General features: G+C 48.1%; 11 protein-coding genes and 1 pseudogene. 4 read left to right on the top strand and 8 right to left on the bottom strand.

Annotated features, from left to right (window positions below):
• The first annotated feature begins 37 nt into the window (after positions 1–37).
• On the top strand, positions 38–1,048 hold the full coding sequence (locus tag H3L95_RS06705) for an SPFH domain-containing protein (RefSeq protein WP_003759022.1): 1,011 nt from the start codon (positions 38–40) through the stop codon (positions 1,046–1,048).
• Positions 1,049–1,251: 203 nt separating this feature from the next.
• Here the strand turns inward: H3L95_RS06705 and H3L95_RS06700 are convergent, their stop codons facing one another.
• From H3L95_RS06700 to H3L95_RS06680, 5 genes are all read right to left on the bottom strand, one after another.
• Positions 1,252–2,715, bottom strand: coding sequence for a surface lipoprotein assembly modifier (locus tag H3L95_RS06700; RefSeq protein ID WP_003759024.1), 1,464 nt, complete (start codon positions 2,713–2,715; stop codon positions 1,252–1,254).
• 139 nt (positions 2,716–2,854) lie between these two features.
• Positions 2,855–4,804 (bottom strand): hypothetical protein, encoded by a 1,950-nt coding sequence (locus H3L95_RS06695; RefSeq protein WP_003759025.1) that lies wholly within the window; start codon positions 4,802–4,804, stop codon positions 2,855–2,857.
• Positions 4,805–5,202: 398 nt separating this feature from the next.
• Positions 5,203–6,222 carry a signal peptidase I gene (lepB, locus tag H3L95_RS06690; protein WP_003759029.1) on the bottom strand — a complete coding sequence of 340 codons (1,020 nt, stop codon included), beginning with the start codon at positions 6,220–6,222 and terminating at the stop codon, positions 5,203–5,205.
• Complete coding sequence (lepA, locus tag H3L95_RS06685) at positions 6,222–8,015, bottom strand: translation elongation factor 4 (RefSeq protein ID WP_036490455.1); 1,794 nt, start codon at positions 8,013–8,015, stop codon at positions 6,222–6,224. Before lepA ends, lepB begins: the two co-directional genes overlap by 1 nt.
• Positions 8,016–8,156: 141 nt before the next feature.
• The gene (locus tag H3L95_RS06680) at positions 8,157–8,858 is read right to left on the bottom strand and encodes a 5'-methylthioadenosine/adenosylhomocysteine nucleosidase (RefSeq protein WP_003759032.1); all 702 of its coding nucleotides are present in this window, start codon (positions 8,856–8,858) and stop codon (positions 8,157–8,159) included.
• A 187-nt stretch (positions 8,859–9,045) separates the two neighbouring features.
• Between H3L95_RS06680 and H3L95_RS06675 the strand changes: the two genes are divergently transcribed.
• The 3 genes from H3L95_RS06675 to alr all read left to right on the top strand — a co-directional run bounded on the left by H3L95_RS06675 (position 9,046) and on the right by alr (position 12,533).
• Positions 9,046–10,173 (top strand): PilT/PilU family type 4a pilus ATPase, encoded by a 1,128-nt coding sequence (locus tag H3L95_RS06675; protein WP_003759034.1) that lies wholly within the window; start codon positions 9,046–9,048, stop codon positions 10,171–10,173.
• A 277-nt stretch (positions 10,174–10,450) separates the two neighbouring features.
• On the top strand, positions 10,451–11,200 hold the full coding sequence (gene gloB, locus H3L95_RS06665) for a hydroxyacylglutathione hydrolase (protein ID WP_003759036.1): 750 nt from the start codon (positions 10,451–10,453) through the stop codon (positions 11,198–11,200).
• Between the two features lie 274 nt (positions 11,201–11,474).
• Entirely contained in the window at positions 11,475–12,533 is a 1,059-nt protein-coding gene (gene alr, locus H3L95_RS06660) for an alanine racemase (protein WP_003759041.1), read from the top strand.
• Between the two features lie 163 nt (positions 12,534–12,696).
• Here alr and H3L95_RS14210 read toward each other — a convergent pair.
• The 3 genes and pseudogenes from H3L95_RS14210 to grpE form a co-directional block, all read right to left on the bottom strand.
• Positions 12,697–12,759: pseudogene (locus H3L95_RS14210) on the bottom strand (transposase); the annotation flags it as partial.
• Between the two features lie 134 nt (positions 12,760–12,893).
• The gene (gene dnaK / locus H3L95_RS06650; protein ID WP_003759044.1) at positions 12,894–14,825 is read right to left on the bottom strand and encodes a molecular chaperone DnaK; all 1,932 of its coding nucleotides are present in this window, start codon (positions 14,823–14,825) and stop codon (positions 12,894–12,896) included.
• A 303-nt stretch (positions 14,826–15,128) separates the two neighbouring features.
• Entirely contained in the window at positions 15,129–15,692 is a 564-nt protein-coding gene (grpE, locus tag H3L95_RS06645) for a nucleotide exchange factor GrpE (RefSeq protein ID WP_009311594.1), read from the bottom strand.
• Positions 15,693–15,749 lie beyond the last annotated feature (57 nt).

Here is a 15,749-nt window from a genome sequence, read left to right as displayed (position 1 = left end):
CCGACAAGTTACCCATTCTTCAAAATAAGGAACCGCAATGTTCAACTTTATCAAGAAACAGTTTATCGACGTCATCCAATGGCCGAATCCCGACGACAGCCTGCTGATGTGGCGTTTCCCGATTGCCGACGAGGAAATCCAAAACGGCGCGAGCCTGACCGTGCGCGAGGCGCAGATGGCGATGTTTGTCGACGAGGGCGTAACCGCCGACGTGTTCGGACCGGGGCGTTACACGCTCAATACCCAAACGCTGCCGCTGCTGACCAACCTGAAAAACTGGGACAAACTCTTTGAATCCCCGTTTAAATCCGATGTTTACTTTTTCAATACCAAACAACAGCTTGCGCGGAAATGGGGTACGTCGCAACCCGTTACCGTGCGCGATGCCGAGTTCGGCGCGGTGCAGTTGCGCTCGTTCGGCATGTACGCCTACCGCATCAGCGATCCGACAAAATTCTTCAAAGAAGTCAGCGGCGTAGCGGCAGAATACAGCGGCGTCGAGTTGGAAACCCAGTTGCGCAATATCTCCGTCACCCAACTCGCGGCGGCGTTCGGCAGCTCAGGCATTCCGTTTTTGGACATGGCAGCAAACCAAGTTTTGCTGTCGCAAAAAATCGGCGAATTGCTCGGCGCGGAATTTGCCAAACTCGGCTTGACGCTGGAAAACTTTACCGTCGAAAGCATCACTCTGCCTGCCGCCATCCAAGAAGCCTTGGATAAGAAAATTTCCATGGGCGTCATCGGCGACTTGGGACGCTACACCCAATACCAAACCGCCGAATCCATCCCGCTTGCCGCGCAAAACGAAGGCGGACTTGCCGGAATCGGCGCAGGCTTGGGAGTGGGCGCAGGCGTCGGTCAGGCAATGGCTGGCGCGATGGCGGGCATGATGCAGCCCGCAGCACAACCTGCCCAAAGCGTTCAGACGACCTCTGAAGACCCGCAGGCAAAATTGACGAAACTCAAATCCCTGTTGGACGGTGGTTTGATTTCCCAAGAGGATTACGATAAAGCCAAAGCGGAAGTGTTGAAACAGTTAATCGGCTGAGGAAAGAGGTCGTCTGAAAACACTGGGTCACTCCAAAATATTGGATACTCATAAAAGCCTGCTTTGGTGGATTAAATAAAAAGCTGGGTTCTGTATGTGACAGAACTCAGCTTTTTTAATTGCTGTATGCACTGATGTGCTTTCAGACGACCCTTTAACTAAGTTCGATAGATTTAGTTAAAGTGCGTGCATATCAAATTTTTTCAAAACGTTTTCTCAAAATCTATAAATACGCGATTTTTAGTATAACTATGAAGTTCGTTAATATTGCTGTTATTGTTTGTATATCGCCAATTTAATCTCGGCGTAATTCCTAGAAAACTAAGTTTATTGTGCCAGAGGCTTAAATTGGTAACCACGACATTATCTGTACGATGACGGTCGGTAAAGACGTAATGTTTTCCATCAAAGCGTTCATTGTAGTGATTGATGATAAGGCGACTATTGAAATTTTCACCCCAAATTTGCCCCCAACCTAAGTAACCTCCTATCCGTTTGGAGCTGCTGCCTGCGAAATTTTCAACTTTGTCACGCGCATAACTCAAACCTCCTAAGAAATAGGTTTTATCATTCATCAGGTAGGTCGTCCCAAATCCAATCTGATAATCTTTCCCTTGTTGTTTGGTATAGGCATAATCTTTTTGTGCAAAGGTTCCGTTGGCAGATAGGCGTAAATTTGGTTTTATCCAACGTGAAGCACCTAAATCTACACCTGTACGCGTGTAATAAGGATGATTTCCGTAGCGACGCTTTTCTAAAAATGGCATAACAAAACTATCTGTTTTAAAACTTTTATTTTTATAACCTAGACTGACTTTTGCCGTTTGATCATCATAATCATGATTATCCCAATAGCTGACGCCGTCGACATCGCCTGAAAGAGCGAAATAATGGTTGCCTTTGAGATTGATATCGCGATCAACGGATAGGGCGTAGGTAAAACCATGCCCTTTTTGTGGCAGATAGTCAGAATTTTTTTCAAAAGCCAAGTTATCAAATTGAGGAAGATGGATTTCACGCTCAGCTGAAACGTTGTTGATATTGTTGTCTTGGGTGTAACTCAGACTGCCTGAAAATTGCCATTTATTTTGCCCCATAGCGTTTTCATAAAGGGCAATAGTAGGAAGGACATCTTCTGGTAAACCTTGCTTTTTGGCAGCATTAAATTCATGTTGTGAATTACGGGTTTGCTTATCCTCATAAAGCATAGCAGCCAAGTCTAGACGGACGGCAACAAGATTAGGATGTCGAACAAGGATATTACGGTAAAGTGTAATGGCTTTTTTATGCTTTCCTTGCGAACGCCAAATTGCGCCTTGCGCATAATCCAATAAAATTGGGTCATACCCATTCCATTTACGATATATAGGCAAGAGTTGCTCTGCAGCAATATAGTTTCGCGCTTGCAATGCTTGATTTAACAAAGGTTCGGCCAGCTCTGGTTGTTTGGCTAGATCATCTAATGTCAATGTCTGAGTATGCTCATTCAAAGAAGCCTTGACACCATTCAAAAGGGAGGTGCCTACCTCCGGTGGTTTAGGAATGGCCATTTCTTGTATCCTTTCCATTTGGCGATCGGCTTCAGTTTCAGGGTTAGCAATTGTTTCGGCAGTAACCATTATGGGAAATAATATGCCCGCAATAAAAATGAATTGATTAGATTTCATGAGTATATTTTTCAGAGAATTCAGGATATTTTAAGTTGCCCCTCCAATTGCGCTTTTGTTTATTTGCAGAGGGGTTTGCTTGGAAAATAATAAGCAGCAGATGCAAAGCTTCTGCTGCTTATTTCTTTGGGTAAGCGTCTTAGCGTTTGCCAATGAAACCGATATTGTTTTCGCCATGGCTGGTAGTGATTTTTAACAAACCACCGACTTCTTCAGCATTTGGACCGGCAAAACGTACGTTACCTTGACCATAAATTACTTTATTTTCACCTGGTTTTTTTCCTTCCATCCAGACAGTAACATTTTGAGCAACTTGGCTTCTACCCACTAGAGAAACTTTTTGCCCCGCGCTTGCAGAAGGCATTCCACTCTCTGTTTTTACATTACCGCTGGCAAAATATACATTACGTTTGTCATCTAGGCGACGGTTGGTAATCGCGCCATTGAAGGTAACGTTATTGCTTGAAACAGTATTGTTGTAAGCCATATCTGGTTCATGGAACTGTGCAGTCATATTCATCACACCGTCTTGTTTACCATCTCGGCTAGAATAGGCAACGCCTGTATATTTGGCAGATAAACCTTTTTTAGTCTTCATGTCATAGACATTGGCAACTATACCATTTTCAGTAGCAACTCGGTCGAAAATGCCGATGTTAAAAGGATTATTGAGTCCATAAGTGCCATCGCCATTTTTATAGCGCCATGCGTTTAATGAGAGATATTGTTGGTTGAAGCCATTGGCTTGTCCAACGTCATAGGTATAAATCGCACGAATTTCATTTGTCTTGCCATAGTTTAATGCACTGAACATTTCGGCAATTACACGTTTATTTTGGAATGCACCCAATGCTTTATTGTCATCAATACCGACATGGACTGAATATAAGGATACCTGCGTCATTTGTCCGTTATCGGCTACAATTTTTAGGCTGCCATCTTTTTGTGTAACCATAAAGTAGCTACCTGGTGCGAAGTGATATTGCTTGCCAGCAGACCACCCTAATGCTTTGAGCGCCTCTGCACGTTCCGGATGGGTTTTTGCTGATTCTGCACTGACTTCAAATGTAGTTGATTTTTTTAATGTAAAACGATATGCATATTCACCGTTTTGGTTAACATATAATTCATCGTCTGGATTATTGTTAAAATAACGATTTAAAGAATGTGCATATTGATAACCGCTGCTGGGTTCGGTAGTTACAGTCCATACAGGATTATTATTTGCATCTAATTTGTATTTCACATCTGTTAATACACGGCGGCCTTTATCCAATTCAGTTTCATTATCGGCATTAGTAGCAAAATTATTAAACCATTTTGTATAACGGCTACCGCCTACACTATCTAATTCCAGTTTGCTGGCAGTTTGATCTAAGATGTTAACGCTCCTGCCATTTTTAACTAAGATGCCATTTTTATTGCGTTTATCTACACCAATCAGATTTTTTGCACTTAATGGCGTATCAATCTCGTCATAACCGGCTCTCTTCGCAACATAACCATCTGTATAGTTGGTAAAGTAACGCGTTGCTACACCCCCTAATATAACTGTTTGAGGGCGCAAAAGTTTGGTTTTATCTTTTCTATAAGCGGATGTTAAAAGGTGAGAGGTAGGGTGATCATGTGGACCTTTAGCTGTCTCTAATAATGGGGTCGCACTTAAGTTATTTGCAATGAAACCGGTATTCACTTCAGTTTGATTGAATTGTTCAGTTTTTATTACATCACTTAGTTTTAGTGTGGTCAGTTTATCCTGAATGCCTTTATTTAATAATAATGTTTCTTTGTTAGTGTTAGTTTTATTATCTTTATTGGCATTATTTTTGTCGGCATTTCCTTTGTCAGTGTTAACCTTGTTGGAATTGTTTTTATTGGTAGTACCTTTGTCAGAATTATCCTTACTAGAGTTGTTTTTGTTGGTATTGTCTTTTTTTGCGTCATCTTTATTGACGTTGTTTTTTGGGGCTACAGATAGATTTTTGGGTGAATCTCCACCTCCATTTGAACTGCCGCAGGCTGCTAAAATTGCAACGCAAATACCGCTTAGAACAAAATGAGTAATAGGTGATTTATTTTGAGTGTGCATAAATAATCCTTACTGGTTGAAAAATAAATTCATAGTAGTTTAAGTTTAAATCAGTATGGTCTTGCCATTCTGATCTAGACTTGCTACGCAATATTTTAAAAATAATAAGCAGTGATTTCGTAGGTGATAAAAACAAACATAAGCAGTGTTTACGCTATCGTAATATTATAAACAAATACAAATATTCGGGTTTGATTAAGCTCAGTTAAAAATGGTAAATGAGTAATTTGAATGTATTTTTTGCACGAGTAAACTTTGCTATATGAAATTTAAGGATGTCACAGTTGAAGTAAGGAAGAGAGGGGAGGTTTATTCGTTAAGAATTACCATAAAACACAAGGTCGTCTGAAAATCAGTTTTCAGACGACCTTGTGTTTTATCGGAATGAAACGGGCAACTTAGTGGATGCTGCTGCCGATGCGGCTGTAATCGCCGAAGTTCATCCACACGAAGAAGGCTTTTCCGACGATAAGTTTATCGTCCACAAAGCCCCAGTAGCGGGAGTCGGCACTATTGTCGCGGTTGTCGCCCATTGCGAAGTAACGGCCTTCGGGCACTTTGCAGGTAAAGCCGCTGCCGTCTTCGGCGTATTGGCAGTGTTCCAAACCGCTTTGTTCGACGGAATAACCGTTTTCAGGCATGATTTTCATGCGGTAGTTGTCCAGCGAAGGAATGAAGACGGAGGGTTGTCCGGGCTCTTTCAGGATGTTGAAGGTTTTGCCGTTGAGGGTCGTCTGAAAAAGTTCGGGGTTGTGGATTGCGGACGGTTCGGTATCGTCGGGGTAGGAGTAGGTGCCGTTCGGTTGGTCGGGGGCAACTTGTCCGTTGACGGTCAGGACTTTGTCGCGGTACTCAACGGTATCGCCCGGCAGTCCGACGATGCGCTTGATGTAGTTCATTTCAGGTTGGACGGGGTAGTTGAACACGACGACGTCGCCGCGCTCGATTTGTCCGGTCGGAATCAGGACGTTGTTGATAATCGGGGTTCTGATACCATAGGCGAATTTGTTTACGAGGATGAAGTCGCCTTTAACCAGGCCCGGGCGCATGGAGCTGGACGGGATTTGGAATGGCTCGGCGATAAAGGTGCGCAGGATAAATACGACGAGAATGATCGGAAAAAAGCCGCTCATGTAGTCGGTGAAGTGGGCTTTGTCCTGGTGCGACGGGTCTTTTTTCAGACGACCTTTGTGGATTGCCCAAACAATGCCGGTGAATACGACAAATATCAGCAATACGGCGGTAAAGCTCATGTAAAAGGACAGGATGCCGAAGACGCCGATCATGCACAAAAGATACGCCCATTGCAGGCCGGAGCTCCATTCTCCGTTTTCCTGACGTTCTTTGCTGCTTATGAAATAAAGGAAAATGCCGATAACGATGGCGGCAATCGCGCCGTAGATTAAATTTGTGCTCATTATTTGTCGCTCACTTGCAGAATCGCCAAGAACGCGCTTTGCGGGATTTCCACGTTGCCCACTTGTTTCATGCGGCGTTTGCCTGCTTTTTGTTTTTCGAGAAGTTTTTTCTTACGGGTAATGTCGCCGCCGTAACATTTCGCCAAGACGTTTTTACGCAGGGCTTTGACGTTTTCGCGGGCGATAATCTGGCTGCCGATGGCGGCTTGGACGGCGATGTCGAACATTTGGCGCGGAATCAGCTCGCGCATTTTCGCTGCCAGTTCGCGGCCTCGGTGAACGGCGCTTTGGCGGTGCACAATCAGGCTCAGGGCATCGACTTTTTCGCCGTTGACCATGATGTCGAGCTTAATCAAATCAGACGGTTGGAACTCTTTGAAATGGTAGTCCAGCGAGGCATAGCCGCGCGAAGTGGATTTGAGTTTGTCGAAAAAGTCCATTACAACTTCGTTCATGGGCAAATCGTAAGTCAGCATGACTTGACGACCCATATACTGCATATTGACCTGCACGCCGCGCTTTTGGTTACACAAAGTCATGACGTTGCCGACGTATTCCTGCGGCACGAGGATGGTCGCGGTGATAATCGGCTCGAGAATGGTTTCGATGCTGCCGATGTCGGGCAGTTTGGACGGGTTTTCAACTTCGATTTTTTCGCCGCTTTTCAACACGACTTCGTAAACCACCGTCGGCGCGGTGGTAATCAAATCCATGTCAAACTCGCGCTCCAAGCGTTCCTGAACGATTTCCAAGTGTAGCAGGCCTAAGAAGCCGCAACGGAAGCCAAAGCCTAATGCTTGAGAAACTTCAGGCTCGAATTTCAACGAAGCATCGTTAAGCTGCAATTTTTCCAAAGCGTCGCGTAGAGCTTCGTAGTCGTGGCTTTCCACAGGGTAGAGGCCCGCGAATACTTGGCTTTGCACTTCTTGGAAACCGGGCAGCGGCTCAGAGGCGGGGTTGGCAACCAAAGTCACCGTATCGCCGACTTTCGCCTGTCCCAATTCTTTCACGCCGGTAATCAAAAAGCCCACTTCGCCGGCTTTGAGCTCTTGTTTTTGAACGGATTTCGGTGTAAATACGCCCAGTTGCTCGACCTGCGTTTCCGCTTTGGTACTCATAAAGCGCACTTTGTCTTTCAGCTTGATGGTGCCGTTTTTCACACGAATCAGCATGACCACGCCGACGTAGTTGTCAAACCACGAATCAACGATAACCGCTTGCAGCGGTGCGTTTTCGTCGCCGGTCGGCGCGGGGATTTTTGCAACGATTTCTTCCAAAACGTCTTCCACGCCGATGCCGCTTTTGGCGGAACATTGCACCGCGCCGACGGCATCGATGCCGATAATGTCTTCGATTTCTTGCTCCACGCGTTCGGGGTCGGCGGCGGGCAGGTCGATTTTGTTCAAAACAGGCACGACTTCGACGCCCAAATCAATCGCGGTATAGCAGTTCGCCACGGTTTGCGCTTCCACGCCTTGCGATGCGTCAACGACCAAAAGTGCGCCTTCGCAGGCGGAAAGCGAACGGGAAACTTCGTAAGAGAAGTCGACGTGTCCCGGCGTGTCAATCAGGTTGAGCTGATACACCTGCCCGTCGCGTGCTTTGTAGTTGAGCGCGGCGGTTTGCGCTTTAATGGTAATGCCGCGCTCTTTTTCAATGTCCATGGAGTCGAGCACCTGCGTACTCATTTCGCGCAAATCCAAGCCGCCGCAGTATTGGATGAAGCGGTCGGCAAGCGTCGATTTGCCGTGGTCGATGTGGGCAATGATGGAGAAGTTTCGGATATTTTTCATATTGTTATTTTGAAAGATAAGCAGTGATTCTGAAAAGGTCGTCTGAAAATCAAATAGACCGTTCAGACGACCTTCAGGCAAAGTGAAATAGCCTGACATTCTAGCGGAAATTTACTGTTTCCGCATGATTTTATGCGTGTTTTACAGCGACGCGACAATCTTTTCCACCATTTTCGCCGAGCTTGCCGCCGCCGTTTTCAAAAACTCTTCAAAGCTGATGTCTGCTTTTTCGTCCGCCGAGTCGGACATTGCGCGAATCACGACGAAAGGCGTGTTCAACTGGTGGCAGGCTTGCGCAATCGCCGCTGCTTCCATTTCCACCGCTTTGACTTCGGGGAAGTGGCTGCGGATTTCTGCCACGCCTTCGCTGCTGTGTACAAAGCGGTCGCCGCTGACAATCAAACCTTGCTCTACCGCCGCGCCTTCAAACACTTCCGCCGCTTGTTTTGCCTTGCCGACCAAGAGGTCGTCTGAAACAAATACGGCGGGCAGTTGCGGCACTTGTCCCCAAACATAGCCGAACGCCGTTACATCGACGTCATGGTGCGCGATTTCCGTGCCGACTACTACGTCGCCGACTTTCAAACCCTTGCTCAAGCCGCCTGCGCTGCCGGTATTGATGACGCAGTCAGGCGCGAATTGATGGATAACCCAAGCCGTTGAAACCGCAGCGTTGACCTTGCCGATGCCGCTCAATACCAACACCATGCGTTTGCCCGCTATCTCGCCTTCGTAGGCGGTAAACTTACCGAAAGACACGCTTTTGACATTATCCATTGCATCGCGCAAAAGCTCGATTTCCTGCTCCATCGCGCCGATGGCCGCTACTGTTTGTACAGACATTTTTTATCCTTCCATGAAATTGTGGGCGGTATTATAACAGCAGCGGCGGCATTCCATACCCGTATTGAATCCGCTATATTGCCCGCCTGTCTTATTATTCGATACGGTAATCATGCCATTTTTATGTATCATGATTTATTTGATATAATCCATTTTAATAAAATAACCACCGAAATTATCCAATATCATGATGACCAATCCTCCCAGCGCAAAAGACGAATTGTTCACTTGGCTGCGCCATATGAACAAATACAAAGGCTCCGACCTCTTTATCACCACCAATTTTCCGCCCGCGATGAAAGTGGACGGCAAAATCACGCCGATTACCGACGAGCCGCTGACCTCCGAAAAATGTATGGAAATCGCTTTTTCGATTATGTCCACCAAACAAATCGAAGAGTTTTCCTCCACCAACGAATGCAACTTCGCCATCAGCCTGCCCGACACCAGCCGCTTCCGTGTCAATGCCATGGTGCAGCGCGGCGCGACGGCGTTGGTGTTCCGCTCCATTACCAGCAAAATTCCGAATTTTGACAGCCTCAATCTGCCCCCCGTCTTGAAAGACGTGGTGATGAAAAAACGTGGCCTCGTGATTTTCGTCGGCGGTACCGGCTCGGGCAAATCCACCTCACTCGCCGCGATGGTTGACCACCGCAACGAAAATTGCCAAGACCACATCATCACCATCGAAGACCCGATTGAGTTCGTCCATCAACACAAAAAAAGCATCATTACCCAGCGCGAAGTCGGCGTGGATACCGAAAACTGGTTTGCCGCGCTGAAAAACACCCTGCGTCAGGCGCCGGACGTCATCCTCATCGGCGAGATTCGCGACCGCGAAACCATGGACTACGCCTTGGCGTTCGCCGAAACAGGCCACCTCTGTCTCGCCACGCTGCACGCCAACAACTCCAACCAAGCGCTCGACCGCATCATCAACTTCTTCCCCGAAGAGCGCCGCACCCAGCTTTTGACCGACTTGTCGCTCAACCTGCAAGCCTTCATCTCGCAACGCCTGATTCTCCGTGAAGGTGGAAAGGGCCGCGTAGCCGCAGTGGAAATCCTGCTCAATTCGCCGATTATTTCCGAAATGATTCAAAAAGGCGAAATCCACGGCATCAAAGAAATGATGAAAAAATCTACCGCCATGGGCATGCAAACCTTCGACCAAGCGCTCTACGAGCTGTACGAACGTGGCGATATCAGCTTCCAAGACGCCATTAAAAACGCCGACTCCGCCCACGACCTGCGTTTGGACATCCAACTGCGCAGTCGCCGCGCCCAAAACGCCGGCCCGGACTTGGAACTGATTTAAAAGTTGTCGGAAATGAGCAAAGGTCGTCTGAAAACCACTTTTCAGACGACCTTTTTGGTCTGCGCCGATCAAGCATACCAATAACGTTCAAGCCATTTCTGTTAAACTGTTTTGTAAATATAGTGGATTAAATTTAAATCAGGACAAGGCGACGAAGCCGCAGACAGTACAGATAGTACGGCGAGGCAACGCCGTACTGGTTTAAAGTTAATCCACTATACCATACGGCTTCATGGTTCAGCCGCATCTCAAACCACTACCCTACAAAAGAAATCCTATGAAAATTACACCCGTCCAAGCCCTAAACGACAACTACATTTGGATGATTCAAGACGGCAACTACGCCGCCTGCGTCGATCCATCCGATGCCACGCCCGTTTTGATATTCCTCGTCCGCAACCGCCTGATGCTGGCGCAAACGTGGGTTACCCATCTGCATCACGACCACATTGGCGGAGTTCAATCCCTCAAAAACGGCTTTATGGAATCGCCCGTGTACGGTGAGACGGATATCGATGTGGCAACGCATACGGTGACGGCAGGTACGCAGTTTCCTTTCGGCGACGGGCTGGTTACCGTGTGGGCGACGCCCGGCCATACCGACCGTCACGTCAGCTATCTTTTGGAAAACGCCGAAGGTCTGCACGTTTTCTGCGGCGATACCTTATTCTCCGCCGGCTGCGGCAGGGTGTTTACGGGAACGATAGAGGAGTTGTACGACAGTTTCCAAAGGTTCAATCAGCTGCCCGAAGAAACGCTGTTTTATCCTGCGCATGAATATACCGCCGCCAATCTGCGTTTTGCCGAATTTATCGAACCGGAGAATCACGATATTCAAGCGGCTTTAGGCGTGGCGGAACATACGCCGACCCTGCCCGTAACTCTTGCGCATGAGCGCAAAATCAATCCGTTTTTACGGGTCGATTTGCCCCATGTCCGCGAACGGGTTGAGGAATTGGCAGGGAAGCGATTGAACAGCGGCTTGGAAGTGTTCGCGGCGCTGCGGGAATTGAAAAACCGGTTTTGATTTTGAGTAAAAGCAGGCTTCCTGCGAAAAGTATTTTCACACCAAGAACTTCGTTTGGACGATTCGTTCAAATGTCCAATATTTGGGGATTTTTATCTTAGGTTAGTCGGATTGATGCTTGTCCATTAATAAGATAATTAATTGGGCGGGCGCATCGGATATTTAAAAAATGCGTCTTTAAGCCTATAATTATAAGCATTAGCCATATTTTAAGGTCGTCTGAAAACGTGAACATCCATTTTCAGACGACCTTCATTAACAGAAAGAACAAATCATGCGTCCATTAAATGCCCGAATCCGTTTGGACAATCTGCGCCACAATTATCAAACCCTGAAACAGATTCACGGCGGCAAGATGCTTGCCGTCATTAAAGCAGACGCTTACGGACACGGCGCGGTACGGTGCGCCCACGCATTGTCCAACCTTGCCGACGGGTTTGCCGTCGCCACCGTGGACGAAGCCGTCGAATTGCGCGAGAGCGGCATTACCAATCCCATCGTATTGCTCGAAGGCGTGTTTGAAGCGACGGAATACGCTATCGTCGATAAATATAATTTGTGGCCGGGCGTCGGCAGCCAGTGGCAACTCGAAGCCTTAATCGCCCATCATTGGCAAAATCCCGTTAAAGTCTGGCTCAAAATGGATTCCGGTATGCACCGTGCCGGCTTCTTCCCGCACAATTACACTTCCGCCTACACCGCCCTGAAACAATGCAAACACGTTGACAGCATCGTCAAATTCAGCCACTTCGCCTGCGCCGACGAGCCCGACAACGGCATGACCGAAATGCAGCTTGAAGCCTTTGATTTGGCGTGTGAAGGTTTGGAAGGCGAAGAAAGCCTCGCCAACTCAGCCGCCATCCTGAACGTGCCCGAAGCGCGCCGCGACTGGGGGCGTGCCGGACTGGCGCTTTACGGCATCTCTCCGTTCGGCGGCGTGGACGAACGCCTGAAGCCTGTCATGCGCCTGACTTCCCGCGTATTCGGCGAACGCGTCCTGCAACCTCATTCTCCCATCGGCTACGGCGCAACGTTTTACACCAGCAAGTCCACCCGTGTTGGTCTGATTGCCTGCGGCTACGCCGACGGTTATCCGCGCCGAGCCTCGACGAATTCGCCCGTTGCCATAGAAGGTAAACGCAGCCGCATCATCGGCAGGGTGTCTATGGACATGATTACCGTAGAACTCGATGCTTCCCAAGAAGGCTTGGGCGCAGAAGTTGAATTATGGGGCGATGTCGTCAATATCAACGAAGTCGCCGAAGCCGCCGGTATGATTCCGTATGAAATTTTTTGCAACGTCAAACGCGCGAAGTTTACATACTCGGAATAAGACACGATTGTTTTTGTTTAAAGGTCGTCTGAAATCATGGTATTGGGTTTCAGACGACCTTTTGGTTTTTATAGTGGATTAACTTTAAACCAGTACGGCGTTGCCTCTCCTTAGCTCAAAGAGAACGATTCTCTAAGGTGCTGAAGCACCAAGTGAATCGGTTCCGTACTATCTGTACTGTCTGCGGCTTCGTCGCCTTGTCCTGATTTAAAGTTAATCCACTATAAGGCAGGATATCGGATGCGTTTTGCTTTTAAATGGAAATGCCGCATCTCAAGAGGTCGTCTGAAAACATCACATTAAGCAAAAAACAAAAAAAGCGCGAACCTTGCGATTCGCGCTTTTTTCAGACGACCTCAATTATTTCTTGTCGTCTTTTACTTCTTCAAAGTCGGCATCTACCACGTCGTCGTCTTTCTTGGCGGAAGACGGTTCGGCTTGTGCGCTTTCGCCTGCTTGGGCTTCGGCTTGAGCTTGCGCGTAAACCATTTCGCCCAGTTTTTGGCTGGCTGCGCCCAGTGCTTCGGCTTTGGCGTCGATGGCGGCTTTGTCGTCGCCTTTCACGGCTTCTTCGGCTTCTTTCAGCGCGGCTTCGATTTTTTCTTTCTCGGCTGCGTCGAGTTTGTCGCCGTAGTCGGCCAAAGATTTTTTCACGGAGTGAATCAGGGCTTCGGCTTGGTTGCGGGAAGCGACCAATTCAGTCAGTTTTTTATCTTCCTCAGCATTGGCTTCGGCATCTTTCACCATGCGTTCGATTTCTTCTTCGCTCAAACCTGAAGAACCTTGGATAGTGATGTTGGCGGCTTTGCCTGTACCTTTGTCTTTGGCAGAAACGTGCAGGATGCCGTTGGCGTCAATGTCGAAGGTTACTTCGATTTGCGGCATGCCGCGCGGTGCGGGTGCGATGTCGCCCAAGTTGAACTGACCCAAAGATTTGTTGGCGGAAGCGCGTTCGCGTTCGCCTTGCAGTACATGGATGGTTACTGCGCTTTGGTTGTCTTCGGCGGTAGAGAACACTTGCGACGCTTTAGTCGGGATGGTGGTGTTCTTCTGAATCAGCTTGGTCATCACGCCGCCCATGGTTTCGATACCCAAGGACAGAGGGGTTACGTCCAGCAGCAATACGTCGCTGCGGCCGCCGCTTAACACTTCGCCTTGAATCGCTGCGCCTACGGCAACGGCTTCGTCAGGGTTTACGTCTTTGCGCGGTTCTTTGCCGAAGAAGTCTCTTACGGCTTCTTGTACTTTCGGCATACGGGACTGACCGCCGACCAAAATTACGTCGTCAATGTCGCTGGTGCTCAAGCCGGCATCTTTCAATGCGGTGCGGCAAGGCTCGATAGAGCGGGCAATCAGGTCTTCAACCAGGCTCTCGAATTTGGCACGGGTAATTTTCATGGCCAAGTGTTTCGGGCCGGTTGCGTCCATGGTGATGTACGGCAGGTTGATTTCGGTTTGCTGGCCGCTGGACAATTCGATTTTGGCTTTTTCGGCAGCTTCTTTCAGGCGTTGCAATGCCATCACGTCTTGTTTCAAATCAATGCCTTGGTCTTTTTTGAACTCGGCGATGATGTGGTCGATGAGGCGTTGGTCGAAGTCTTCGCCGCCCAAGAAAGTGTCGCCATTGGTTGCCAATACTTCGAATTGTTTGTCGCCGTCGAGGTTGGCGATTTCGATGATGGAAATATCAAAGGTACCGCCGCCCAAGTCATATACGGCTACTTTGCGGTCTTTGTTGTCGCCTTTGTCCATGCCGAATGCCAAAGCGGCTGCGGTCGGCTCGTTGATGATGCGTTTTACGTCCAAACCGGCGATGCGGCCTGCGTCTTTGGTGGCTTGACGTTGGCTGTCGTTGAAATAGGCCGGAACGGTAATCACGGCTTCGGTTACTTTTTCGCCCAAATAAGATTCGGCGGCTTCTTTCATTTTACGCAGGACTTCTGCGGAAACTTGCGGCGGAGACAGCTCTTTGCCTTGCGCTTTCACCCATGCGTCGCCGTTGTTGGCTTTAATGATTTCGAAAGGCATGGATTCGATGTCGCGTTGGACTTCTTTGTCTTCAAATTTATGACCGATTAAACGTTTGACGGCGTAGATGGTGTTTTTAGCGTTGGTTACGGCTTGGCGTTTTGCCGGTGCGCCGACGAGGACTTCGCCGCCGTCCAGATAAGCGACGACAGACGGCGTAGTGCGTGCGCCTTCTGCGTTTTCAATAACTTTGGTTTGACCGTTTTCAGAGATAGATACACAAGAGTTGGTTGTACCTAAGTCGATACCGATTACTTTTGCCATATTGATGTTGCTCCTAAAAAGATTTTTCTAAATTAATAATTGTGTGGAACATTTTGTTCCGTTGACCTGTAAATAAGGTTGCCCGATATTTTTTCAAGGGTTTTGTTGAAATTTTTTTTATATAAAATTCAACAGGCTAAACTATTTATCCACAGGATGGTATTTTGTTTTTCAGACGACCTTGTCTTTATTTTCCGATTGGGCATCATCGGAATGATTTTCCAAAAGCGGGATTGGGGCTTGAGGGACGGGGAAGGGTCGTCTGAAAATTTTATGCTTGATAAACTTTATCAAGCGGTGCCTTCAGGATTCTTGTTTCGCCACGACAACCATTGCGGGGCGCAGTACGCGGTCGGACAGGGTGTAGCCTTTTTTCATGACGCTGACGATGGTGTTCGGCTCTTGCTCGCTGACGACCGCCTGCATTGCTTGATGTTGGTGCGGGTCGAGTTTGTCGCCGGGCTGCGGGTTGATTTCTTTGATGTGCGTGGCGTCAAACGCTTTTTGCAATTCGTTCAGCGTCATTTGCACACCCATTTTCAGCGCGTCGAAATTGCCGCTTTGGTCGAGCAGCGCCATTTCAAGATAGTCTTTGACCGGCAGCATTTCGGCGGCGAATTTTTGTCCGGCAAACTTGTGCGTATCGGCGATTTCCTGCTGATGGCGGCGGCGCAGGTTTTGCTCGTTCGCCAGGCCGCGCAGTTCGCTGTCTTTCAACTGTCCTTCCAACTCGGCGATACGCGCCTGCAATTCTTCGTAAGTCGGCGGTTCGGTAGCTTCGGGTTGTTCGGTTTTGGGGGCTTGGGCGGCTTCTGCGTTTGCCGCCTCTTCGGTTTCGTGTTGATATTGTTCGTGATGTTCGCTCATTTCATGCATCCTTTGGAATGGTTTGAATCGAATGCTACTTTATATAAGGTCGTCTGA

It is taken from the genome of Neisseria sicca (assembly GCF_014054945.1).
GTDB lineage: Bacteria > Pseudomonadota > Gammaproteobacteria > Burkholderiales > Neisseriaceae > Neisseria > Neisseria sicca.
The sequence above is the reverse complement of the archived record's forward strand: the minus strand, read 5'-3'. Positions and strand labels throughout refer to the sequence as shown.